This window comes from Cupriavidus sp. KK10 (assembly GCF_018223725.1).
Lineage (GTDB): Bacteria > Pseudomonadota > Gammaproteobacteria > Burkholderiales > Burkholderiaceae > Cupriavidus > Cupriavidus necator.
This window is the reverse complement of the sequence record NZ_CP073677.1, coordinates 2,584,339-2,606,008: the sequence shown is the minus strand read 5'-3', so window position 1 is coordinate 2,606,008 and position 21,670 is coordinate 2,584,339. Positions and strand designations below refer to the sequence as shown.

19 protein-coding genes are annotated in these 21,670 nt (G+C 67.1%); 6 read left to right on the top strand and 13 right to left on the bottom strand.

Features of this window, described 5'->3' with window-relative positions; genetic code table 11:
* Positions 1-11: 11 nt before the first annotated feature.
* The 9 genes from moaA to KB879_RS12400 all read right to left on the bottom strand — a co-directional run bounded on the left by moaA (position 12) and on the right by KB879_RS12400 (position 8,833).
* Positions 12-1,112 (bottom strand): GTP 3',8-cyclase MoaA, encoded by a 1,101-nt coding sequence (gene moaA, locus KB879_RS12435; RefSeq protein ID WP_211981554.1) that lies wholly within the window; start codon positions 1,110-1,112, stop codon positions 12-14.
* A 147-nt stretch (positions 1,113-1,259) separates the two neighbouring features.
* Complete coding sequence (locus KB879_RS12430) at positions 1,260-2,093, bottom strand: HlyD family secretion protein (RefSeq protein ID WP_153953536.1); 834 nt, start codon at positions 2,091-2,093, stop codon at positions 1,260-1,262.
* Entirely contained in the window at positions 2,090-2,302 is a 213-nt protein-coding gene (locus KB879_RS12425) for a DUF1656 domain-containing protein (protein WP_013953112.1), read from the bottom strand. Before KB879_RS12425 ends, KB879_RS12430 begins: the two co-directional genes overlap by 4 nt.
* Positions 2,289-4,394, bottom strand: coding sequence for an FUSC family protein (locus KB879_RS12420; protein WP_249221291.1), 2,106 nt, complete (start codon positions 4,392-4,394; stop codon positions 2,289-2,291). The genes KB879_RS12425 and KB879_RS12420 overlap by 14 nt, the downstream gene beginning before the upstream one ends.
* Positions 4,384-4,521, bottom strand: coding sequence for a DUF2474 family protein (locus KB879_RS12415; RefSeq protein WP_013953110.1), 138 nt, complete (start codon positions 4,519-4,521; stop codon positions 4,384-4,386). The genes KB879_RS12420 and KB879_RS12415 overlap by 11 nt, the downstream gene beginning before the upstream one ends.
* Complete coding sequence (cydB, locus tag KB879_RS12410; RefSeq protein WP_211981552.1) at positions 4,521-5,528, bottom strand: cytochrome d ubiquinol oxidase subunit II; 1,008 nt, start codon at positions 5,526-5,528, stop codon at positions 4,521-4,523. Before cydB ends, KB879_RS12415 begins: the two co-directional genes overlap by 1 nt.
* A gap of 13 nt (positions 5,529-5,541) precedes the next feature.
* Entirely contained in the window at positions 5,542-6,981 is a 1,440-nt protein-coding gene (locus tag KB879_RS12405; protein WP_211981550.1) for a cytochrome ubiquinol oxidase subunit I, read from the bottom strand.
* A gap of 255 nt (positions 6,982-7,236) precedes the next feature.
* The gene (locus tag KB879_RS40190; protein ID WP_010809255.1) at positions 7,237-7,359 is read right to left on the bottom strand and encodes a hypothetical protein; all 123 of its coding nucleotides are present in this window, start codon (positions 7,357-7,359) and stop codon (positions 7,237-7,239) included.
* A gap of 43 nt (positions 7,360-7,402) precedes the next feature.
* Positions 7,403-8,833, bottom strand: a complete 1,431-nt coding sequence (locus KB879_RS12400; protein WP_013953106.1) for an OFA family MFS transporter — start codon at positions 8,831-8,833, stop codon at positions 7,403-7,405.
* A 298-nt stretch (positions 8,834-9,131) separates the two neighbouring features.
* Here KB879_RS12400 and KB879_RS12395 point away from each other — a divergent pair, with 298 nt between their 5' ends.
* On the top strand, positions 9,132-10,535 hold the full coding sequence (locus tag KB879_RS12395; RefSeq protein ID WP_049800646.1) for a sigma-54 dependent transcriptional regulator: 1,404 nt from the start codon (positions 9,132-9,134) through the stop codon (positions 10,533-10,535).
* Entirely contained in the window at positions 10,508-12,571 is a 2,064-nt protein-coding gene (locus KB879_RS12390; protein ID WP_211981548.1) for a cache domain-containing protein, read from the top strand. The genes KB879_RS12395 and KB879_RS12390 overlap by 28 nt, the downstream gene beginning before the upstream one ends.
* A 32-nt stretch (positions 12,572-12,603) precedes the next feature.
* Here KB879_RS12390 and KB879_RS12385 read toward each other — a convergent pair whose 3' ends face one another.
* From KB879_RS12385 to KB879_RS12370, 4 genes are all read right to left on the bottom strand, one after another.
* Positions 12,604-13,398: an alpha/beta fold hydrolase gene (locus KB879_RS12385; protein WP_211981546.1), complete on the bottom strand. Its 795-nt coding sequence runs from the start codon at positions 13,396-13,398 to the stop codon at positions 12,604-12,606.
* Between the two features lie 97 nt (positions 13,399-13,495).
* Positions 13,496-15,001 (bottom strand): DASS family sodium-coupled anion symporter, encoded by a 1,506-nt coding sequence (locus tag KB879_RS12380; protein ID WP_013953103.1) that lies wholly within the window; start codon positions 14,999-15,001, stop codon positions 13,496-13,498.
* A gap of 108 nt (positions 15,002-15,109) precedes the next feature.
* Positions 15,110-16,243, bottom strand: a complete 1,134-nt coding sequence (locus KB879_RS12375) for a DUF3300 domain-containing protein (protein ID WP_211981544.1) — start codon at positions 16,241-16,243, stop codon at positions 15,110-15,112.
* Positions 16,240-17,133: a DUF2950 domain-containing protein gene (locus KB879_RS12370; protein WP_211981543.1), complete on the bottom strand. Its 894-nt coding sequence runs from the start codon at positions 17,131-17,133 to the stop codon at positions 16,240-16,242. Before KB879_RS12370 ends, KB879_RS12375 begins: the two co-directional genes overlap by 4 nt.
* Positions 17,134-17,529: 396 nt before the next feature.
* Between KB879_RS12370 and KB879_RS12365 the strand changes: the two genes are divergently transcribed.
* The 4 genes from KB879_RS12365 to KB879_RS12350 all read left to right on the top strand — a co-directional run bounded on the left by KB879_RS12365 (position 17,530) and on the right by KB879_RS12350 (position 21,645).
* A complete protein-coding gene (locus KB879_RS12365) occupies positions 17,530-18,168 on the top strand; it encodes a 2Fe-2S iron-sulfur cluster-binding protein (RefSeq protein WP_211982190.1) in 639 nt (212 codons plus the stop codon).
* Positions 18,169-18,182: 14 nt separating this feature from the next.
* Positions 18,183-19,832: an FAD-binding protein gene (locus KB879_RS12360; RefSeq protein ID WP_211981542.1), complete on the top strand. Its 1,650-nt coding sequence runs from the start codon at positions 18,183-18,185 to the stop codon at positions 19,830-19,832.
* Between the two features lie 19 nt (positions 19,833-19,851).
* Positions 19,852-21,096 carry an NADH-quinone oxidoreductase subunit F gene (locus KB879_RS12355; RefSeq protein ID WP_211981541.1) on the top strand — a complete coding sequence of 415 codons (1,245 nt, stop codon included), beginning with the start codon at positions 19,852-19,854 and terminating at the stop codon, positions 21,094-21,096.
* A gap of 147 nt (positions 21,097-21,243) precedes the next feature.
* Entirely contained in the window at positions 21,244-21,645 is a 402-nt protein-coding gene (locus tag KB879_RS12350; protein WP_211981540.1) for a hypothetical protein, read from the top strand.
* The last annotated feature ends 25 nt before the right edge of the window (positions 21,646-21,670 follow it).

Here is a 21,670-nt window from a genome sequence, read left to right as displayed (position 1 = left end):
GCGCCCGCGGCTCAGCCCCCGACCAGCGACATGCGCACCGTCGGGTACTGGCGCTTGCCGCTGGCCAGCCGGTCAGCGCGCAGCTCAGAGTAGCGGTCGCCGCGGGCCTGCCACGCTTGCCGGACCGCGTCCGCCACGGCTTCATCCGGGTGGGCGGTGCCCAGGTGCTGGCGCAGGTCGACGGAACTGGTGGCGAATAGGCACAGGTGCAGCCGGCCGTCGACCGAAACGCGTGCGCGGGTGCAATCGCCGCAGAATGGGTGCGAAACGCTGGAGATAAAGCCCACCTTCAGGCTGCCGTCGGCCAGCAGGTAGTTGCTGGCGGTTTCGCCGTCGCGCCGAGTGACCGGCACCAGCGCATGCGCGCGTTCGACCATGCCGCGGATCTCGTCGGACGGGACGACGCGCGACTGTGACCAGCCGCTCGGGCCTTCCACATCCATATATTCGATAAAGCGCAGCGTGACGTCGCTGCCGCGGAAGTGTTCGACCAGCGGCAGCACCTGCGCGTCGTTGGTGCCGCGCTCGACCACGCAGTTGACCTTGACTGGCGCCAAGCCCGCCGCGATGGCCGCGTCGATGCCCTCCAGCACGCGGCCGACCGGGAAATCCACATCGTTTATGGCGCGGAAGATCTGGTCGTCGAGGCTGTCCAGGCTGACCGTGACCCGGCCCAGGCCCGCGTCGCGCAGCGAACGCGCCTTGCGGGCCAGCAGGCTGCCGTTGGTGGTCATGGCCACTTCCACCTGCCGGCCCTCCAGGGTACGCATGGCCGCAATGCGTTCGACCAGAGACTCGATGCCTTTGCGCAGCAGCGGCTCGCCGCCGGTCAGGCGCACCTTCTCAACGCCCAGGCTGACAAAGGCGCGCACGATGCGCAGCAATTCGGCATCGGACAGGCGCTGCTCAGGCGACAGGAACGGATAGTCGCGCCCGAAGCGCTCCTTGGGCATGCAGTAGGTGCAGCGGAAGTTGCACTGGTCGATCACCGAGAGGCGCAGGTCGCGCAGCGGACGGCCCAGCTGGTCCCGGCAGGCGGGTGATGCGTGGTCCGGCTCGGGCGCCTCAAAACTGCGGGCGGCGGGCATTTTTTGCACAAGCGCTGCTTGCATGGCGAATCTCCCGGGGGCAATGGGGTAGGGCATGGCGCATGCCATGCCATCCATGGTACGAACCGATGGCCGCCCGGCAGGCGCACAAATCGGAAGGAGCGGAAGCAGAACAGTTCCGGCGGGACCGGTGCGGCTGAATTGGGCGCCTCATTCGCGCGGCGCCCGGATGCGCACCGTCGCGGTCTGGCCGGCGATCAGGTGGGCCCCGGCCGGCACCTGGTCCAGCGCGATGCGCACCGGTATGCGCTGCGCCAGGCGCACCCAGTTGAAGGTCGGGTTGACGCTGGGGAGCATGTTCGGCCCGATGGCGCGGTCCTGGTCCTCGATGCCGGGCGCAATGCTCTGCACATGTCCGCGCAAGGGGGTGCGCTGGCCCATGATGTGCACTTCGGCGGCGCTGCCGACGCGGATCGCGGGCAGCTTGGTTTCCTCGAAATAGCCCTCCACGTACTGCGAGCCGCTGGCCACCACCGACAGGGCTGGCTTGCCGCGGGTGGCAAAGTCGCCGGCGCGCGGCAGGCGGTCGCTGACATAGCCGTCGACCGGGCTGGTCACGCGGCAGCGGGCCAGGTTCAGCCTGGCCACGTCCACCGCGGCATCGGCTTCGTCGATGCGCGCCTGCGCGGCGGCCAGGGCGGCAACGCCGGCCGCGTTCGACGCCTGGCGCCGGCCCAGTGCCAGCGCGGCGCGCGCCGAAGCGGCCTCGGCCTGCGCCTGTTTCAGGGCCAGGCTGAAGCGGTCCTGGTCCACCACGAACAGGACCTGGCCGCGTTGCACCCGGGCGTTGTCGCCGACGAGCACGGCCGTGACCAGGCCGGAGACATCCGGCGCGACCTGGATCACTTCTGCGCGCACATGGCCGTCGCGGGTCCAGGGCGCCTCGGTGTAGTACTGCCACAAATGCCAGGCGGTCAGCGCCGCGGCGACCACGGCCGCCAAGGTCACCGCAACGGGGCCGAGCAGCGAAAGTTTGCGAATCATGATGGGGCCTGCCAGACGAGCGCGACGATCGCGCCCAGTACGAGGATATAGAGCGAGAAATTGAACAAGGACCGGTGCCAGATGATGCGGTAGAAGCCGATCCGGGCGAGCACGACGCGCACGCCGGCGGTCACGGCGAAGGCGGCCAGCATCCACACCACGGTGGCTGGCACGAACACGCCGTACAGGTCGAACTCAGTGGCGTGCATGGTGATCTCCTTCATGCGGATGCAGGGCAAGCCGCAGGGTGGCCAGTGCCGCCAGCGCGGTGCGCGGGCTGCCATGGGCCGTCGTGGCCAGCGCCGCGAAGGCCGCGTCGATGTGCGCGGCCAGCGCCGGCGCGGGCGGGCTAGCATGGCCGGTGCGCGCGCATTGGCGGTAGTGGCGTGCGACCCCTGTCAGCACGCGCTCCACGGCCCGGCGGCGCGGCGCGGGCACGCCAGCCGGGACGCGCCGCAGCGCGAGCGCGGCTGATTCGACCAGGAAGTCGGCAACGGCGCTGCCGGCCTGCCTGCCGCTGGCATTGTTGCGGCGGGTCAATGGCGGCCACTGGCGCAGCAGCCGGTCCAGCATGCGGCCGCGCAGCCGCGCGCTGTTGACCGGCGCGCGCGGGTGCGCCGCCAGCGCGATCTCGTTCCAGTTGGCCCTGGCCAGCCGGTAGGCCACCAGCTGCTGGCCGAAGGGCTGCATCAGGACTGCCCACAAGGCCGCGAACACCAGCGCCGCCAGGCTCGCCAGGCTGCTGTTGAAGATGCCGGCGAAACTGGCGGCGGTCAGGTGCTGCGGGCCCGGGAACGACGCCGCCGTGACCGCCAGCAACACGCCGAACAACGCGTTGCGCGGCTGCGTGGTCATGGCGCCGATGACCAGGTAGGGGCCGCACAGCAGGGCGGCAAGCGAGCCAAAGTCATGGGCCAGTTGCAGCACCACGAACTGGTAGTACCAGGACAGCAAGGCACAGCCGATGCTCCACGCGATCACCCGGCCGGCCATCAGCCGCGGCTCCGCGGTGGTGGCGATAAAGCAGCTGGCGAGCGCGGCCAGGCCGACCGGACCGGCACCATCGACCCACCCCGACACCATCCACAGCAGGCCCGCGACGAAGGTGGCCGAGCCGGCGGTAGCGCCGCGGAACAACAGCTGCGCGTGATCATGGTGCCGGGCCTGCCCGGCGGGTTCCACGCGGTAGCGCAGCGCGGTGGGCTCGCTCCCGCCCTGGCGCAGGCTGGCCTGCAGCAGGCGGCAGTCCTGCCAGAGATCGCCCAGTTCATCCAGGTAAGTGCAGGTCGCCGCGACCAGCCGTGCATGCCAGTCCGCGGGTGCGGCCGGCGTGCTGCCTGCCGGGTACCAGGAAGGCGGGGGCCGGGACGCACCGGCGTCGCCGGCGATCCAGGCCAGCGTGGCGCGCATGCGCTGCGCGACGGCGTCAGGCATGCCCGCCGGATGCCGGCGCAAGGCGCTGGCGGCATCGGCCAGCGCGAGCACCAGCGGCAGCAGGGCCGTCATGCGCTGGTGCAGGGCACGTGCGCGCCGCAGGGTCAGGGCGCCGTCGGCTTCATAGGTCAGCTGGGCCAGCTGGGTTTCCATTGCGAGGATATCGGCGGCCAGCAGGCTGAAGCTGTCATGGCGCTGGCCTGCGCTGGCACCGGCGGCCAGCACGTCGGTGATCCAGCGCGAGGCATGGTCCAGCCACGCCGACGCGCGTGCGGCCAGCGCCGGCGTGGTGCGCGAGGGAAAGACCACAGCGCTGACCACGCTGGCGCAGACGATGCCGATGATGATTTCCTCGATGCGGGTGAGGGCCACGTCAAAGACGGTGGCCGGGTTGGTGACCGTCGGCAGCGCCACGATCGGCAGTGTATAGGCGGCCAGCAGGCAGATGTAGTTGCGCGGCGCCGGTTCCAGCAAGGACAGGTAGAGCATGGTGCCGGTCCAGCACGCGATCGCGGCCATCAGCAGCATGGGCTCGTCGACCAGCCAGGGCACCAGCGCCACCGCGCACACGGCGCCCAGCAGCGTGCCGAAGACGCGGTAGGTGCCCTTGGCATAGGTGGCGCCGGCCAGCGGGCTGGACACCAGGTAGACGGTGGCCATGGCCCAGTAGGGCCGCGGCAGCCCGAGCGCCAGCGCCACGTAGAGCGCCAGCATTGCCGCGCCGAACACCTTCAGGGAATGCAGCCAGGGTGCAAGGTCGGCGCGTCGCGCCCAGGCTGCCGCGAGCGTGTCGAGCACGCCGGTGGTGCGCGCGGGCAGCGCGGGGCGGGAGAGCGGGCTTGAAGACGGCATGGCTTCAGTTGGCAAGCCCGGCTGCGCGCATCAGCAGCTTCATCAGGCTGGCGCAGACGAAGACCGTGCCGACCCCCGCCAGCCACAGGGCCAGCAGCCAGCCCAGGCGGGCCGCCAGCCGCGAATGCAGGATCCTGGTCATTAGTGGTACCCCTCCCCGCGCTTGACCTTGCCGCGGAACACGTAATAGGACCAGGAGGTGTAGGCCAGGATGATCGGCACGATGAACAGGGTGCCGACCAGCGCGAAGCCCTGGCTTTGCGGGGGCGACGACGCATCGAAGATCGAGATCGATGGCGGGATGATATTGGGCCAGATGCTGATGGCAAGCCCCGTATAACCCATGAAGATCATCAGCAGCGCGTACAGGAACGGCGACACGTTCGGGTGGTTGCGCAGGGACCGGTAGATGCCGAAGGCCGAGACCAGCACCAGCAGCGGCACCGGCAGGAAGAAGAACAGGTTGGGCAGCGCGAACCAGCGTTGCGCGATCTCCGGATGGCTCAGCGGCGTCCACACGCTCACCGCGGCGACCATTGCCAGCATCACGCCGGTCAGCACGTTGGTCACGCGCAGCATGGTCCATTGCAGGCGGCCCTCGGTCTTCATGATGAGCCAGGTGACCCCGAGGAAGGCATAGGTAATCACTACGCCCACGCCGCAGAAGACCGGGAACGGCGCCAGCCAGTCGAGCGCGCCGCCGGTGAACGTGGTGCCTTCCATGGTGATGCCGTCGATATAGGCGCCCAGCGTCACACCCTGGAAGAAGGCGGCGACCACCGATCCCCACGTGAACGCGGCATCCCAGTAGGGGCGGCTGCGGTCGCTGGCCTTGAAGCGGAATTCAAAGGCCACGCCGCGGAAGATCAGCCCCATCAGCATGAACATCAACGGCAGGTAGAAGGCGCTGAGCAGCACCGAGTAGGCCAGCGGGAAGGCGCCCAGCAGCGCCGCGCCGCCCAGCACCAGCCAGGTTTCGTTGCCGTCCCAGACCGGCGCCACCGTGTTCATCATGACGTCGCGGTCATGACGGTCGCCGACGAAGGGGAAGAGAATGCCGATGCCAAGATCGAATCCGTCCATGATGACGTACATCATCACGCCGAAGAAGATCAGGGCGGCCCAGATAACGGGAAGGTTGATACCCATGTTGATCACCTGTTCAGGATTCGCGCTGGCCGTGCGGGGCCATCGGGTTGGGTGTGGAAGCCGCGGCGATGGCGGCGGGAACGACGCTGCCGGGGCCGTAGGACGGCTCATCGTGCGGGTGCGCGTCGGGGGCGGGGCCAGCGCTGGCCAGCTTGAGCATGTAGCGGATGCCCACGCCGAAGCAGACGAAGTAGATCACCACGAACAGCGCCAGCGACAGCGCCACCGGGCCAGCCGCATGCGCGGAAACGGCATCATGGGTACGCAGCAGTCCATAGACCACCCACGGCTGGCGGCCGATCTCGGTGGTCATCCAGCCGGCCAGCAGCGCGACCAGGCCGGCGGGGCCCATCACCACCGCGAGGCGCAGGAAGGCCTTGGACCGGTACAGGGCGCCATTGCGGCGCAGCACCCAACCCAGCAGGCCGAACAGGATCATCGCCACGCCCAGCCCAACCATGACGCGGAAGGTGAAGAACAGCACCGTGGCATTGGGGCGGTCTTCTCTGGGGAAGTCCTTCAGGCCGCGGATCTGGCCGTCAAGGCTGTGCGTGAGGATCAGGCTGCCCAGGCGCGGAATCTCGATGGCGTAGCGGGTTTCCTCGCGTTCCATGTCGGGGATGCCGAAGACGATCAGCGGGAAGCCGCCCTTGTCATCCCTGGCGGCGGTGTTCCAGTGCCCCTCCATCGCCGCGATCTTGGCGGGCTGGTGCTCCAGCGTGTTCAGGCCGTGGGCGTCGCCCACCACCGCCTGGATCGGCGCCGCGATCAGTACCATCCACAGGGCCATCGACAGCATCTTGCGGGCGGCGGGCACGGCGCGGTCATGCAGCAGCTGCCAGGCCGAGGATGCCGCCACGAACAGTGCCGTGGACAGCAGCGCGGCGATCACCATGTGCGTGAGGCGGTAGGGGAACGACGGGTTGAAGATCACCTCGAGCCAGTCGGTGGGCACCACCTTGCCGGCAACGACGACGTAGCCGGCCGGCGTATGCATCCAGCTGTTCGACGCCAGGATCCAGGTGGAGGAAATCATGGTGCCGAGAGCCACCATCACCGTCGAGAAGAAATGCAGCCCCGGCCCGACGCGGTTCCAGCCGAACAGCATCACGCCCAGGAAGCCCGCTTCCAGGAAGAAGGCGGTCAGCACCTCGTAGGTCAGCAGCGGTCCGGTGACGCTCCCCGCAAACTGCGAGAAGCCAGACCAGTTGGTGCCGAACTCATAGGCCATGACCAGGCCGGAAACCACCCCCATGCCGAAGTTCAACGCGAAGATCTTGATCCAGAACTGGTACAGGGTCCTGTACACCGTGTCCTTGGTGTAGAGCCAGCGTGCTTCCAGGAACGCCAGGAAACATGCCAGCCCGATCGTGATGGCGGGAAATAAGATATGAAAGGAAACCGTGAATCCGAACTGGATTCGAGCGAGCTCCAGGGCTGTGAGTCCGTGCATCGATGTGCTCTCCGTGGGGTTGCCGCCGGCACGACGGCGTGTCGCGCGACACTACGGACAAGCGTAAGGAGTACAGCCTGCCCGCGAAGGATACAGTTCTTGCAGAACCGCTAAAGCTCAGTTTGCAGAGCCGGAAGAAGCGCTCGCCAGGCGCCGCAAAGCAAATACAGATAGCGCCATTGCGCGGGATCACAGTCATGGATGGACCCCGCTGCATCGACGGATCGTGATGCAGCGGACGGCCAGGGCGAGCGCTTAGCTGAACAGCTTCATGGCCTTCCCGAGGGTCGACCAGATGCCCGCGCCCAGCGGGATCAGCACATAGGCCCAGAACGCGAGCAGCAGCAGCGTCTTGCCGAAAGTTCGGTCGTCTTGCACGGTGGTGTCTCCTGTGTATTGGTATCGGAATCCGGGGTGGCGCTCAGGCTGCGCTGGTGGCTTCGCGCAGGTGGTGGCGCTCATGCACCGGCCGGATCAGCAGGTTGCAGACGAACCCCGCCACCAGCAGGCCGGCCATGATGTGCAGGGTGTCGACATAGACCTCTGACCTGGGAACGCCCATGGCCAGCTTGTGCTCGCGGATGTAGTTGACCAGCGCCGGGCCGGCAATGCCGGCGGCGGCCCAGGCGGTCAGCAGGCGGCCGTGGATGCCGCCGACGTAGGCGGTGCCGAACATGTCGGCCAGGTAGGCGGGAATGGTGCTGAAGCCGCCGCCATACATGGTCAGGATCAAGAAGTAGCAGGCCACGAACAGGGCCACGTTGCCGGACGCGCCGACGGCCGGCACCGCCATGTACAGCGCGGCGCCAAAGGCGAAGAAGATGGCATAGGTGATCTTGCGGCCGAAGTAGTCGCTGGCGGAGCTCCACAGGAAGCGCCCCGTCATGTTGCCGATGCTGAGCAGGCCGACGAAGCCGGCGGCGGCTGCCGCAGTGATGCTGCCCTTGAAGGTTTCCTGGATCATCACCGCAGCCTGGCCCAGCACGCCGATGCCGGCGGTGATGTTCAGGAACAGGATCACCCACAGCAGGTAGAATTGCGGCGTCTTCAGCGCCTGGTCGATGTGCACGTGGGCGTGCGTGACCATCTTGCGGGCCTTGGTGGTGGGAACGTAGCCCGGGGGCGCCCAGCCCGGGAGCGGGATGCGGATGGCCAGCGCGCCGATCGACATCGAGATGAAGTAGACCACGCCCATCACCAGGAAGGTCTGTGCCACGCCCGCGCTGGTCGCGCTCTTGAAGGTGTTCATCAGCGCGACCGAGAGCGGCGCGCCAATCATCGCGCCGCCGCCGAAGCCCATGATCGCCATGCCGGTGGCCATGCCGCGGCGGTCGGGGAACCAGCGGATCAGCGTGGACACCGGCGACACGTAGCCCAGCCCCAGCCCGATCCCGCCCAGCACGCCGTAGCCCAGGTACAGCAGCCAGATCTGGTGCAGCCAGATGCCGAGCGCCGACACCAGGAAGCCGCCGCCGAAGCAGCACGCCGCCGTGAACATGGTGCGCCGCGGCCCGACCTTCTCCAGCCACTTGCCGGCAAATGCGGCAGAGATGCCGAGGAAGAAGATCGCCAGCGAGAACACCCAGCCCAGCGTGGTCAGTTGCCAGTCGCCCGGCGCCGACTGCGTGACGCCGAGGATCCGGGTCAGCGGTTCGTTGAAGACCGAGAAGGCATAGGCCTGGCCGATGCACAGATGCACCGCCAGCGCGGCGGGCGGAACCATCCAGCGGTTGAAGCCGGGGCGGGCGATGATGGCCTCCTTGGAGAAGGCCGACGGGCGTGACGTTGGCCGGGACGGCGACGCGTGTTGGGACTTCTGCGAGGGCGTTTGCGCTTGCGCGGGGTATGACATGAAGTTGTCTCCTACCTGGAAGTGGCAGCCTCTTCTTGCGCGTGATGCGATGGGCTGGAGTGCGTGGTTCAGCAAAAGCCATGCCCATGGCGGATTTCGTTTGCCGTCAATGGCTTGCCCCGCGCGGACCGGGCCGTCAGGCGCAGCCGTGGACAAAATGTCCTGGCGGCGGCCCCGCGCGCGGGCCAAACTGTCCATCCGTGGCCGCGGTTTGCGGGGCTGGCTCGGTTTACCCCCAATACAGGCGGATAGCGCACTGTCGCTAGACTCTTCCCTTGCCCCCGCAACTACTAAAGTGATGAACGAAAGACAAAGCAACGCAGCCGATGCCGACAACTGGCAGCGCCGCACGATCCTGGTGGTGGACGACGAGGCCGGCATGCGTTCGTTCCTGTCGCGCGCGCTCGAAGGCAAGGTGGGCAGCGTGGTGACGGCCGACAGCGCCGAAGCGGGTGCCGCGCTGCTGGAGCAACGGCATTTCGACCTGATCCTGCTAGACGTGGCGCTGCCCGGTATCAGCGGGGTGGAGTGGCTCAAGGCACTGCGCGCGGCCGGCAACCCCGCCGATGTGATCCTGATGACCGCCTTCGCCGACATGGACACGGCGATTGCCGCGCTGCGCTCGGGCGCGGCGGACTTCATCGTCAAGCCGTTCCGTGTCGACCAGATGCTCAATGCGATCCGGCGCTGCTTTGACCGGACCCGGCTCGCGCGGGAGAACTACCTGCTGCGCCGCGAGCTGGACAAGTACACCATCCACAAGCACTTCATCGGCGAGTCCGAGGCCATGAAGAAGGTCATGGCGCTGGTGGCACGGGTGGCACCGATGCCATCGACGGTACTGGTGACGGGCGAGTCCGGCACCGGCAAGGAAGTGGTGGCGCGCGAACTGCATCACCTGAGCGGACGGCAGGGCCAGTTCGTGCCGCTGAACTGCGGCGCGATGGCGCCCGAGATCATCGAAAGCGAATTGTTCGGCCACGCCAAGGGTGCCTTCACCGGCGCGGCCGGCGGGCGCCATGGCCTGTTTCTCTATGCCGACGGCGGCACGCTGTTCCTGGACGAGATCTCGGAGCTGCCGCTGGGGATGCAGGCCAAGCTGTTGCGAGTGATCGAGGACCGGCGCATCCGGCCGCTCGGCACCGAGCGCGAAATTGCCGTGGACGTGCGCATCGTCGCGGCCTGCAACCGCAACCTGGCCAACGAGGTCGCCGCCGGGCGCTTCCGCCAGGACCTGTACTACCGGCTCGACGTTGTGTCCATCGCCATCCCGCCGTTGCGCACGCGGCCGGAAGACATCGTGCCGCTGGCCGAGCATTTCTCGGAGCAGCTGTCGGCCCAGCTCGGACTGCCCGCGGTGCCGCTCTCGCCCTCATTGATCCGGGTGCTCAAGGGCTACGACTGGCCAGGCAATGCGCGCGAGCTGCGCAACCTCGTGGAGCGGGCGCTGATCCTTGGCGAATACCCGGTCGAGCTGCTCGCGCACCAGGCCGATTCGCCTCAAGCGAACCTGCCGGAAGCGGAGCACGAGGACGCAGCCATGCCGGCCGACGACGGCACGCTGCTGGAGTCGGTGGAGCGGAGGCACATCCTGCAGGTACTGGCGGCCGAGGGCGGCAACCGGGTGGAAGCGGCGCGCCGGCTTGGCATCTCGCGCCGCACGCTGGACCGCAAATGCCTGCAGTGGGGCCTGCGTCCTTGAGCCCGGCCGCGCTGCTGCGCCGCTATCGCGCCTCGCTGCGGGCCAAGCTTGTGTCCATCGTGGTCGCGCCGCTGCTGGTGGCGCTGCTGGTGCTGCTGCTGATCATGGGGTTGTGGGGTAATCGCGCGTTCCAGGCCTTGCTGGCCTACAAGGTCAACAGCGACCTGCTGGTCGCCCACGAGTACTTCGAGCATATGGTGGGCGGCGTGGAAGACCGGGTCCTGCAGGAGGCGCGCTCACATGCGCTGGTGGCCGGGCTTGGCCGCGGCAACGCCATGCCCGCCATCCTGGCCGACGCGCGGCGCACGCACGGGCTGGACTTCCTGCAACTGCTGGATCCGCAAGGGCGGCTGCTTGCCGCTGCGCCGGCTGGCACAGGGGCTGACCCTGCCGCCTGGCGCATCGTGAGCAGCGCCGCGGCCGGCCGCGCGGCGGCCGCCACCGACGCCTGGTCCGAGGCCCAGCTGGCATCCGTGTCCGCCGAGCTTGCCCGGCGCGCGCAGGTGGCGCTGCGGCCCACCGCCAATGCGGTGCCCACCGACAAGACCCTGGAAACCCGCGGCATGGTGGTGCACGCGGCGGCGCCGGTGTTCGATGAAGCCGGCACACTGGTGGCGATCCTGCACGGCGGCACCCTGCTGAACAACAACCTCGGCTTTATCGACACCATCAACGCGCTGGTCTACCAGCCCGAGTCATTGCCCCGCGGCAGCCAGGGCACGGCGACCCTGTTCCTGGACGACACGCGCATCGCCACCAACGTGCGGCTGTTCCATGGCGAGCGCGCGCTGGGCACGCGGGTCTCGCGCCAGGTACGCGACAAGGTGCTGCTGCGCGGCGAGAAATGGCTGGACCTGGCCTTCGTGGTCAACGACTGGTACATGAGCGCCTATGAGCCGATCGCGGACAGCCGCGGCCAGCGCATCGGCATGCTGTACGTGGGTTACCTGGCCAAGCCGATCAGCCAGGCCAAGGACCTGGCGCTGGGCGTGCTGGTGGGCCTGTTCCTGCTGCTGGGCGTGGCCGGCGCGCTCTTTTCGCTGCTGTGGGCTAGGCGCGTGTTTGCGCCGATGGCGCGGATGGTCGGCACCATGCGCGCGCTCAAGGCCGGCAACACCGGGGCACGCGTCGGCCCGGTGGGCAGCGAAGACGAGCTGGGCCAGCTTGCCGGCCAGTTCGACCAGTTGCTGTCTGACCTGCAGCAGCGCAACGCCCAGCTCAAGGACTGGGCGGACTCGCTCGATCGCAAGGTGGCCGAACGCACCCGCGAGCTGGAAGAATCCAACGCCGTCCTGCGGGCGGCCCGGCAGCAGCTGATCACGTCGGAAAAGCTCGCCGTGGCGGGACAGCTCACCGCTGGCGTGGCCCATGAGGTCAACAACCCGATTGCCGTGATCCAGGGCAACCTGGACGTGGCGCGCGAGATCCTGGGCCCGGCCGCGGAGCCGGTCCGCCATGAGCTGCGGCTGATCGACGAGCAGGTCCGACGCATCCAGCAGCTGACCAACCGGCTGCTGCAGTTTGTCCGGCCAGAGGCCTACGCCGGCAATATGGAGCGCCTGGACGTGGGTGAAGTGGCGGCCGGCTGCGTCGACCTGGTCCGGCACATGCTGAAGGGCGCGTCGATCCGGGTCGAGCTGGACTGCCTGGCCACACGGCAGGTGCGCATCAGCCGCAGCGAGTTGCAGCAGGTCGTGGTCAACCTACTGACCAATGCCATCCACGCCATGCCCGAGGGCGGCACGCTCACTCTGGGCACGCGCGACTGGGAAGGGCAGGGCGTGACGCTGCACGTGCGCGACACCGGCCACGGCATCCGGGAAGAAGACCTGCCCAACCTGTTCAATCCGTTCTTCACGACCAAAAAGCAGATGGGGACGGGCCTCGGCCTATCGATCAGCTATGCGCTGGTGGAGCGCTACGGCGGCCGCATTACCGTGGAGAGCGCGGTGGGACAGGGCGCCGAGTTCATTGTCTGGCTGCGCGAGGACGGGGCGGCCCCGGCGCAGGCAGAGGCGGGCGGCGGTGAGCCATGACATGGCATGATGGCGCCGTGCCCTCGCACCGATCATCGCTCGTGCTTGGCAATGAAGGCTTCCACAGTGTCGTGCAGGAGTACGGGCTTCTCCAGGAAGATGAAGTGGCCACCGTCCAGGGTGGCAAACTCCGCTCCCGGAATCCGCGCTGCAAGCTCCGCAGAGAAGTACGGCGGGGCGCAGAAGTCGCGCTCGCCCACCAGTACCAGCGTCGGTGTCGTGATCGATGGAAGATCATCGAAGGCGTCGTGTCCTACGATCATGTCGATCCGGGCAAAGCCGATTTCCGGGTCGAACGTGCCGGCCGATGCGGCATTCACCCACGCCTGCACCTGCTCCGGGTGCTCGCGGCTGAATTTCGGGTCGAACAGAAATAGTGCGTTCGCCTCGGTGGACGCGCGCAGGCCGGAATCGGTCAGCATGCGTCGCCGCATGTCGAACTGGCGACGGTAGACGGCGTCCGCGCGAGCAATCGAAGAGACAATGGTCGCGCTGCGCAATCGTTCGCGGTGATGGATCGCCAGCAGCTGCGCGATGGCGCCTCCGGTCGAGGACCCGACCACATGGACCGGCCCACACCCGACTGCCTCGATGACCCGCGCCATGTCCCGCGCGTGTTGCGCAATCGTCATGCCGCGCGCGGTGCGCTCGGACTGACCGGTGCCGCGGTGATCCGGCACGATCACCTGGTGATGCCCGGCGAACAGGTCGATCTGTGGCCCCCAGGAGGCGCCCACTCCCGCAAGCCCCGCCAGGAGAAGCACGGGCGAACCCTGGCCCTTGACCTCGTAGTGGATCGAAACACCGTCGGACGTTACGGATGGCATTTTGCGTCTCCGGGTTCAGAGCGAGGCGAAGAAGCGGCCGAACGCGTCGACCTGGCGGGATCACGAGCGGTTCATCGGGCGTCGTCCGGCTGCGTGTTCACCAGAAGCCAAGCACCTTCCACCAGACGCTCCCGACCACGGCGAAGATCAGCAGCTCCACCACGCACATCACAAAGCCGACGCGCCACCAGGTTCCCATCGTGACAAAACCGCTGCCGAAGATGATCGGCGAGGTGCCTGTCGCATAGTGGGTCAGCGTCATCATGATCGCCGAGCCGGCCGCCATAAGCAGCATGAACGGCACCACATACTCTGGCGGCATCAGATGGACTCCGACTGTCAGGAAGGCGAGCATCATCGCACTGATGTGCGCGGTCGTGCTGGCGAACAGGTAGTGCGAGAACACGAAGACCGCCACCAGGATCGCAGCCGTGCCACCCCAGCCGATGCCACTGGCCACAATCGCGTCGCTCATGCCCTTCGAGAACCACCCGATCACACCCTGCTTGTTCAGTTGCTCGGCCAGCATGATCAGCGCACCGAACCATATCAGCGTGTCCCAGGCGCTCTTCTCGGACAGCACGTCGTCCCAGTCGAGGGTGCCAGTGATGATCAGCACGAACAAGCCGACCAAGGCGACCACCGTCGGGTCCAGCGTGAGCGAAGGACCGAACACCATCGCCGGAACGTTGGCCCATAGCAGCAGCAGCAGCGCGAAGGTGAATATCATGACCATTTCCTTCGGCGACACTGGACCCATCTTCGCCATTTCGGCGTGCGCATACTCCACCGCATTAGGTGTGGCCTTGAGCTGCGGCGGCGACAACACAAAGATAACCAGCGGCATCACCAGCATGCATAGCAGGCCGGGCACCAACATGCAAAGTGCCCAGCTCGTCCAGCTCAGATGCAGACTCTGGTTGGTCGCCTTGGCGATGTAGTCCACCACCAGCGGGTTCGGGGCGGTGGCGGTCACGAACATCGCCGAGGAGATAGGATTGGCGTGATAGTTGACCAACGCCAGGTAGGTGCCGACCTTGCCCTCCGTGCCCTTGGCCGGGTCCGAGTCGAATGCATTGGCGATCGACTTCATGATCGGATGCACGATGCCGCCACCGCGCGCGGTATTGCTCGGTGTGAAGGGCGCCAGCACCAACTCGCAGGTGGCTAGGCCATAGCCGATGCCTATCGTTCGTTTCCCCATCAGGGCGATGAACATCAGGCCGATACGGGTGCCCAGGCCGGTCTTCTTCACGCCGCGGGAGATCAGGATGGCCACCACGATCAGCCAGATCAACGGACTGTCGAAGGCGGTCAGCGCATCGGCGATCGCCCCCTTGGACGAGGTCGAGGTCACCTGCGACAACGAGAGGACCACGATGGCCATCATCGCCATCACCCCGATCGGCATGACCTTCAGGATGATCGCAACGATTGTGGTCAGGAAGATGGCAACCAGGCCCCAAGCCTTGGGCGTGAGCCCCTCTGGCACAGGCAGCAGCAGCAAGGTGATCAGCACCACCGTCGTGATCAGGGCGGGGCCCAGCCGGAACGGGACCACGCTATTGAAGTAGAGGAACGCCGCTTTCAGTTTGGTGAGCATCTTGCGATCCTTCCCAGAAGAGTTGATGGAGTTCCGGATGCAGACAGGGCAGCCCAACCGCCGACCAGAGGAACGCGACCTACACCGCCCGAGACGGGCATTGCTTCCCTAACGTCGTCCACCGCCACCTCGTCCGCCGCCAAAGCCACCGCCGAAACCGCCGGCGCGGCCGGAGCCTGAATGCAGGCTCGCGCTTCCGCGATTGACGTCACGCTGCACGGCGCTGCCGCCACTGCCCACGCCCTGGAAGCCATTGTCCCGGCCCCCCGAAGCATCGCGCCCGCGAAAGTTGTTGCGGCCCGCCGCATCGGCCATGCTCCGGCCGTATCTCTCCCGTGTGGCATTATCGCGATAGGCAACACCCTGGCGGTGCCGCGCGTCGTGCTGCCAGCGGCCTCCCTTGAACTTGCTGGCGTCGAAATTGCGGTCGATGTTCCGGGCCTTGTGGTGCTCCACATGTACCCCGCCATTGTTCCAGTCGCAGTCGCCAAATATGGCAATGGCCCCGGCCAGGCCGATGCCCCATGCGATGCCTCCGACGAAGGCATCGCCGGGGTAGTAGGGCGCGTAGGGTGGCCAGTAGTAGTACGGGTAGCCCGCATAGCCCCAGCCGCCGTAGACGATCGCCGGGTCATACACCGGCACATAGATCACCTGGGGATCCGCCGGCTCGATGCGCACGATGGTCTGCTGCGCGGCTTCGCCGGAGGTTGCGGTTTCCACGGTCACGGTCTGCTGCGGCCCCGACTTGAGGTGTCCGGCTTGCTGGGCGCGCACACGCAGGCGCTGCACGGCATTGAAAACCTCCTTCTGCTGGGCCAGGAATGCATCCCCCAGCTTCTGGGTCCAGTCCAGCTTGTCGCCCATTGGCGCAAGGATCTGCGGAAACGCCACCAGCGATTTCACGCTGACGTCCCAGGACTCGTTCTGCACCGCCTTGACTGCGTCGTCACCCTTGAGGTTCGGATGGGCCTTGCTCCAGCGCGCGGCGAGGGCGACTTCCAGTGGGTAGGTGGAGGCCATCAACACCTGTGACAGCAGCGGATCGGGATAGAGCGCGATCGGCGCCACCAGCGCCTCGATTTCTTCCGCCTTGTAAGGCGCGGGTTCCTTCTGGGCCTGCATCGTGCCCTCGCGGGACATCGCCGGCGTGGCCGTACCCGCTGCGGGCGGAGCGGCACTTTGGCACCCGCCGAGCGCAAGCAGGACACAGCAAGCGGTGGTCAGGGCGCGCGGGTTCATGGCGACACCTTCCGCCAGCCGGGAGCTGGATCAAAGGATGTCGTTGCCGCTGCCTTGGCGGCACTGTTGGTTCCGAGGTCGCGCTCATAGACCTGGCCCTTGTGGCTGATGATGAAGCTCATCACGCCGGTGTCGCCGTAGCGCACGGGCCAGGCCATGACCGCGAAGCCGCCGAACAGCTCGCCGTCGACGACATAGTTCACGCTGCCGCCATCGCCGTGCGACCCTTGCGCGGTGAGGAGCTTGTAATGGTAGCCGTGGTAGCCCTCCTTGCTTGCATTGCGCGTGCCGGCGTCACGGAAAGCCGGCCCGAGCGGGCTCTGTGGTTCATCCGGTCCGCTCGGCCAGTAGAGTCCGTCGTGCTTGCCCGGCGAACTGGACAGCCTGCCGGCGTAGACGAGCCGTTTCCCGCCATCGTGGCTCGTCTGGGCGTATTCGGTCTGCGCATCGCAGATGGCCCGCATGGTCTGGATCACCGCGAGTTCGTTGCGCCCGATGCGGCGCAGGCGCATTTCCCGGGCGCCGGCCAGCGTGTCGAACTGCCAGCCCTTGGCTGACCTGACCAGCGGTACGGGCAGGGTCCATCCGTCGTCGCCCGCGACGATGGACGCGTGCTTGCCCCTTTGCTGCACGCGATGCGCTTGTGTCCAGGCCGTGTTGAACTTGTTCCGCGCTTCGGCGCCAACCGGGGGGATGATGTCGCGGAAGTTGGTGCCCAGCATGGCTCGCATGGCCGTCTCGTCGTCATTGAGGACCGCTTGGCCAAAGGCCGCCATGGCTGCATCCGGCGAGTCGAAAACCTGGCGCGCGAAGGCATGCGTCGCACCAAACAGGCAGATGCAGCTCAGCGCGGCGAGGAGCCCGCAAGAAAATCTCGGCAGTCTTGCCATGGCCCGGTCCCTGAGCGTCATGATTTGCCGGCACGCTGGTCGCATGGTAAGGCGCCATCTGGCGTAAATGGTCAGCCCCGGGCTGCGGGTCGCGTTTGGGCACGCAGGCGGATCCACGCATGCGGCCTGATCGCGGCGGTGGGAAGTGCGGTGCAGCATGGGTCCTCAGGGCTCCGATTCAAAGCAAGAGCGGCACGCCGGTCATAAGGAATACGGCGATGCAGATCACGCCGCGATCCCGGTTGCCGCAAGCAGCGAAGCGAGCGGTGTCCAGCAAGCCTGGATGCGGCGCCCCCTTCGCAATGACCTCCCTTGTGCTAAGGTTTATATGACCTTTTCTGTGGAAATGCCAGTGTGGCGCTAACGACGCCGGGCAATAAAGGCGACGCGATGGGACTGGTACGCTTGAGCATCGAAGGACGCTCGGTCGAAGCACCGGCAAACTGCTCCATCCTGCAGGCCTTCCTGCACGCGGGGGAAACGCTTGTCGAAGGCGTCGGCTGCATGGGCCAGGGGGTGTGCGGCTCATGCCGCGTCATGGTGCGGCGCAACGGCGAGCAGGATGTCAAGACCGCGCTCGCCTGCGAAACGCTGGTCGAAGATGGCATGCAGGTCGCGTTCCTGGATTACTTCACGGCGTCGGAGCGGCACGTCTATCGTATCGAGGAAATCGGCGACAGCTGGGACGCCTTGCAAACAATCTCTGAAGTATTCCCGGAGGCCGCGCATTGCCGTCACTGCAGCGGATGCGACCGGGCCTGTCCGAAGGGACTCGATGTTCAGGAGGGCGTGAGGTTCGCGGTGGAGGGCAAGCTGACCGCCTCGGGCCAGGTGTTCGACGAATGCGTCATGTGCAACCTCTGCACGCTGGCCTGCCCAGAGCATATCCGGCCCAACCATCTCGGCCTGTTCGTGCGGCGGATGATCGCGGCGCAGACGCTGCGGCCGGCCAATCTCATGCTGCGCCTGCAGCAGATCGAGAACGGCGCGATGACGATCGACTTTGACGCACCCGGCGCGCAGCCGCCGCGCTGACGGGACGAACCATCATGCCAGCTGGCATCCCCTACGAAGAGGCGCGCAAGCGCTACCGTCCAGGTGTGGCGCCGGCGGTGCGCGGCGATGACATCTCCGTCGAAGCACTGCTAAAGGCCTATCACCCCGACCACGGGCCCAATGCGCGTGTCGCGCTGGCCGTCGGCGTCAACCGCGGCGAGCCTTGTCAGCCGGATCTCGCGCGCTATCTGCAAGCCAATGCGCTGATCGACGACGTCGATATTGCCGGGGCGCAACTCGTGTCCACCGATGTGCTGATCATCGGCGGGGGCGGTGGCGGCTGCGCGGCGGCGCTGACCGCGGCCAGGCAAGGCGCGCAGGTGATTCTCGCCACCAAGCTGCGCCTCGGTGACAGCAACACCGTGATGGCCGAAGGCGGGATCCAGGCGGCCATCGGCGAGGACGACAGTCCCCAATTGCATTTTGAGGACACCTTGCGCGCCGGGCACTTCTGCGGCGAGCCCGAGCTGGTCGCGCAGATGGTGATGGACGGACCCGACGTGATCCGATGGCTGATCCGGCTGGGCATGATGTTCGATCAGGAGGAAGACCGGCCCCTCGGCGGCAACCTTCTGCGCAAGAAGCCAGGGGGAGCATCGGCCGCGCGCATTCTCTCCTACCGGGACTATACCGGCCTGGAAATGATGCGCGTGCTGCGCGAGGCGGTGGACCTCGAGGCCGGCATCGCGGTGTGGAACCGCTGCCCCGCAGTCGAGCTGCTGTCCGACGAGCGGGGGCGCTGCGCCGGGGCGGTGATCTACAACCTCGAATGGCGCACCTTTATGCTGGTGCGCGCGCGCGCCGTGATTCTCGCCACCGGCGGGGCGGGGCGCCTGCACCTGAATGCCTTCCCGACGTCCAACCATTACGGGGCTACCGCAGACGGCCTGGTGCTGGCCTATCGGATCGGGGCGCGCCTGCGCGAGCTGGATTCGTTTCAATACCATCCCACCGGCATCGCCTACCCGCCGCACCTGGCGGGCGGCCTGATCTCGGAAGCCGCCCGCTCGGCCGGCGCGAAGCTGATCAACGGCGAGGGCGAGCGTTTCGTCGATGAACTCAAGCCGCGGGACATCGTGGCCTCGGCAATCCTGCGCGAATGCGCGCAGGGGCGCGGCATCGAGCGGGGCGGACAGGTTGGTGTCTTCCTCGACACGCCGACGCTGGAAATGGAGAACCCCGGCATCCTGGAAAAACGGCTCGTGACGCTGCGCCATCTCGCCCACAAGTGCGGGCAGGATGCGTCCCAGGAGCCGTTCCTTGTCTACCCGACCCTGCACTACCAGAACGGCGGCGTTGCCATCGACATGGAGGGCGCGACCAGCGTGCCAGGGCTCTATTGCGTCGGCGAGGTCACGGGCGGCATTCATGGGCGCAACCGGTTGATGGGCAACGCGCTGCTCGATATCCTGAGCATGGGCCGGCGCGCCGGTGCCAGCGCGGCGCAAGCCGGGCGCAGCGCCATGGCCGCCCGCGCCGGCATCGGCCACGTGCACGCCTGGCAGCGGGAACTGACGCTGGCCGGGCTGCCCCTGCATGTCAAGGCACCGCAGCTGTTCCCTGGCTACGCGAATTTCGATCTGCGCGTCGACGCAGGGTTGCACTCCGGCGCGTGGGGCCGGGCGGTCGGCGGCACCCGGTAAGCGGGGCACGGAGCGCGCGATGGAACAGCTCAATCAGGTTCTGCTCAACGAGGACATCCGGGTTGGCGCCGACCTGGATGCCTGGCTGGCACGCGGCGGCGGAGAGGGGCTGACCCGGGCCCTGCGCGAACCGGCCGCGGTCATCGCCGAGATCGAGCAGGCCGACCTGCGCGGGATGGGCGGCGCTGGTTTCGCGACGCATCGAAAATGGGCGCCGGTGGCCGCCGCGGCGGCTGGCGACAAGTACATCATCTGCAATGGCAACGAAGACGAGCCGGGGACATTCAAGGACCGCTTTCTGCTTGAGCACACGCCGCACCAGGTGATCGAGGGCGCGCTGATCGCCGCGGCCGCCGCCCGCGCCAACCATGTCGTGCTGTACGTCAATCCCCATCAGCCGCTGTCGCTGGCGCGGACGCGCGAGGCGGTGCAGCAATGGCAGGCACACCCGCAGTTCGCCGAGCTGGCCGGGCTGGTCGGCGGACCGGTGTCGCTTCGCGTCCTGCCCAGCTCTGGCTTGTATATCGGCGGCGAGGAAACCGCGGTCATCGCGAGCGTCGAGGGCGGGTTCCCGTTTCCGCGCCGCAAGCCGCCCTTTCCCGCCGAATACGGCGTGCATGGCGCACCGACCGTCGTCAACAATACCGAGACGCTGGCCCACGTACCGGGCATCTTGCGCAACGGTGCCCAGTGGTATCGCGGCCTCGGCATCGGTCATGCCGCCGGAACCAAGTTGTACTCGCTCTCGGGCGATGTCTTGCGGCCTGGCCTGTATGAGCTGCCGATGGGCACGAGCCTTGAAACCCTCGTGTTCCGGCATGGCGGCGGGATGCTCCAGGGCAAGGAGTTCAAGGCGGTCTTCACGGGCGGTCCCTCCAATACGCTGCTGACCAAGCGCGATCTCGATGTGGCGCTGGACTTCGACTCCGTGCGGCAACGGCGTTCGCGGCTGGGAACCGGTGCGATGATCGTGGTGTCGGAAGGGACCAGCATCGTCCGCAAGGTGGCAGAGTACGTCAGCTTCTTCGCCCAGGGCTCGTGCGGCCAGTGCCCGCCATGCAAGGGCGGGACCTTCCAGCTGATGCGCCTGCTGAACCGGATCGATACGGGCCGCGGCGTGCGCGCGGACCTGGAATCGTTGGAAAACCTGTGCCGCATCCTTCCCGGCAGCGGGCGTTGTGGCCTGATCGACGGCGCCGTGACGGTGGTGGACAGTTCCCTCCATCAGTTCCGGGAGGAATACGAGGCGCTCCTGATGGCATAGGCTCGGCATCGAACGTCCGGTTTGCGAGGCGTCGCGCCATGCGAGCGCGCGGCCGCGCGCAGCGATGTCCTGGCGTCTTGTGGGGTCGCCGAACGGCGGCCAGGCGGCTTTCCAATGGATGTGAAGGGCGAGATCACGGAGCCAACCATGCACTACATTGCACCTTATGCGCTGTGCTTGTCGATGGCTTTGGTCGGGGCATGCGGCAACCGCGAGCAGCCGCCAGCCCCGGCAAGCGGTAAAACACCCGTCGCTGCCGGCAGTGAAGCGGTTGCCATACCGCCGCCCCAGCGAGCCGATGATATGCCGCAACAGGCTGGACCTGGCCGCTATCAGATCGTGAGTCAACCCCAGGTCCGTGCAGGCCCCTTCTTGCTCGACACGCAGACGGGTCGCATCTGGCAGTTGAGGGAATTCCCCGGACTTGAAGGCGCGCCGAGCGCGTGGCGCGAGATGACGATCATCGATGACAAGGGCACAATGGGGATCACGACGGCACAGTTCCAGAAACTCTATCCGCCGCGGCATTCTGCACCGCGGCGGCGGTAGCGGGTGTCTGATGCCAAAGTCGCCG

Excerpts from the sequence above, each read along its gene's own strand:
- moaA (WP_211981554.1), bottom strand. The coding sequence starts at position 1,112 with ATGCAAGCAGCGCTTGTGCAAAAAATGCCCGCCGCCCGCAGTTTTGAG.
- KB879_RS12370 (WP_211981543.1), bottom strand. The coding sequence starts at position 17,133 with ATGGCAAGACTGCCGAGATTTTCTTGCGGGCTCCTCGCCGCGCTGAGC.
- KB879_RS12430 (WP_153953536.1), bottom strand. The coding sequence starts at position 2,093 with ATGATTCGCAAACTTTCGCTGCTCGGCCCCGTTGCGGTGACCTTGGCG.
- KB879_RS12405 (WP_211981550.1), bottom strand. The coding sequence starts at position 6,981 with ATGCACGGACTCACAGCCCTGGAGCTCGCTCGAATCCAGTTCGGATTC.
- KB879_RS12400 (WP_013953106.1), bottom strand. The coding sequence starts at position 8,833 with ATGTCATACCCCGCGCAAGCGCAAACGCCCTCGCAGAAGTCCCAACAC.
- KB879_RS12425 (WP_013953112.1), bottom strand. The coding sequence starts at position 2,302 with ATGCACGCCACTGAGTTCGACCTGTACGGCGTGTTCGTGCCAGCCACC.
- KB879_RS12360 (WP_211981542.1), top strand. The coding sequence starts at position 18,183 with ATGCCAGCTGGCATCCCCTACGAAGAGGCGCGCAAGCGCTACCGTCCA.
- KB879_RS12350 (WP_211981540.1), top strand. The coding sequence starts at position 21,244 with ATGCACTACATTGCACCTTATGCGCTGTGCTTGTCGATGGCTTTGGTC.
- KB879_RS12395 (WP_049800646.1), top strand. The coding sequence starts at position 9,132 with ATGAACGAAAGACAAAGCAACGCAGCCGATGCCGACAACTGGCAGCGC.
- KB879_RS12380 (WP_013953103.1), bottom strand. The coding sequence starts at position 15,001 with ATGCTCACCAAACTGAAAGCGGCGTTCCTCTACTTCAATAGCGTGGTC.
- KB879_RS12375 (WP_211981544.1), bottom strand. The coding sequence starts at position 16,243 with ATGAACCCGCGCGCCCTGACCACCGCTTGCTGTGTCCTGCTTGCGCTC.
- KB879_RS12355 (WP_211981541.1), top strand. The coding sequence starts at position 19,852 with ATGGAACAGCTCAATCAGGTTCTGCTCAACGAGGACATCCGGGTTGGC.
- KB879_RS12390 (WP_211981548.1), top strand. The coding sequence starts at position 10,508 with ATGCCTGCAGTGGGGCCTGCGTCCTTGAGCCCGGCCGCGCTGCTGCGC.
- KB879_RS12415 (WP_013953110.1), bottom strand. The coding sequence starts at position 4,521 with ATGACCAGGATCCTGCATTCGCGGCTGGCGGCCCGCCTGGGCTGGCTG.
- KB879_RS12385 (WP_211981546.1), bottom strand. The coding sequence starts at position 13,398 with ATGCCATCCGTAACGTCCGACGGTGTTTCGATCCACTACGAGGTCAAG.
- cydB (WP_211981552.1), bottom strand. The coding sequence starts at position 5,528 with ATGGGTATCAACCTTCCCGTTATCTGGGCCGCCCTGATCTTCTTCGGC.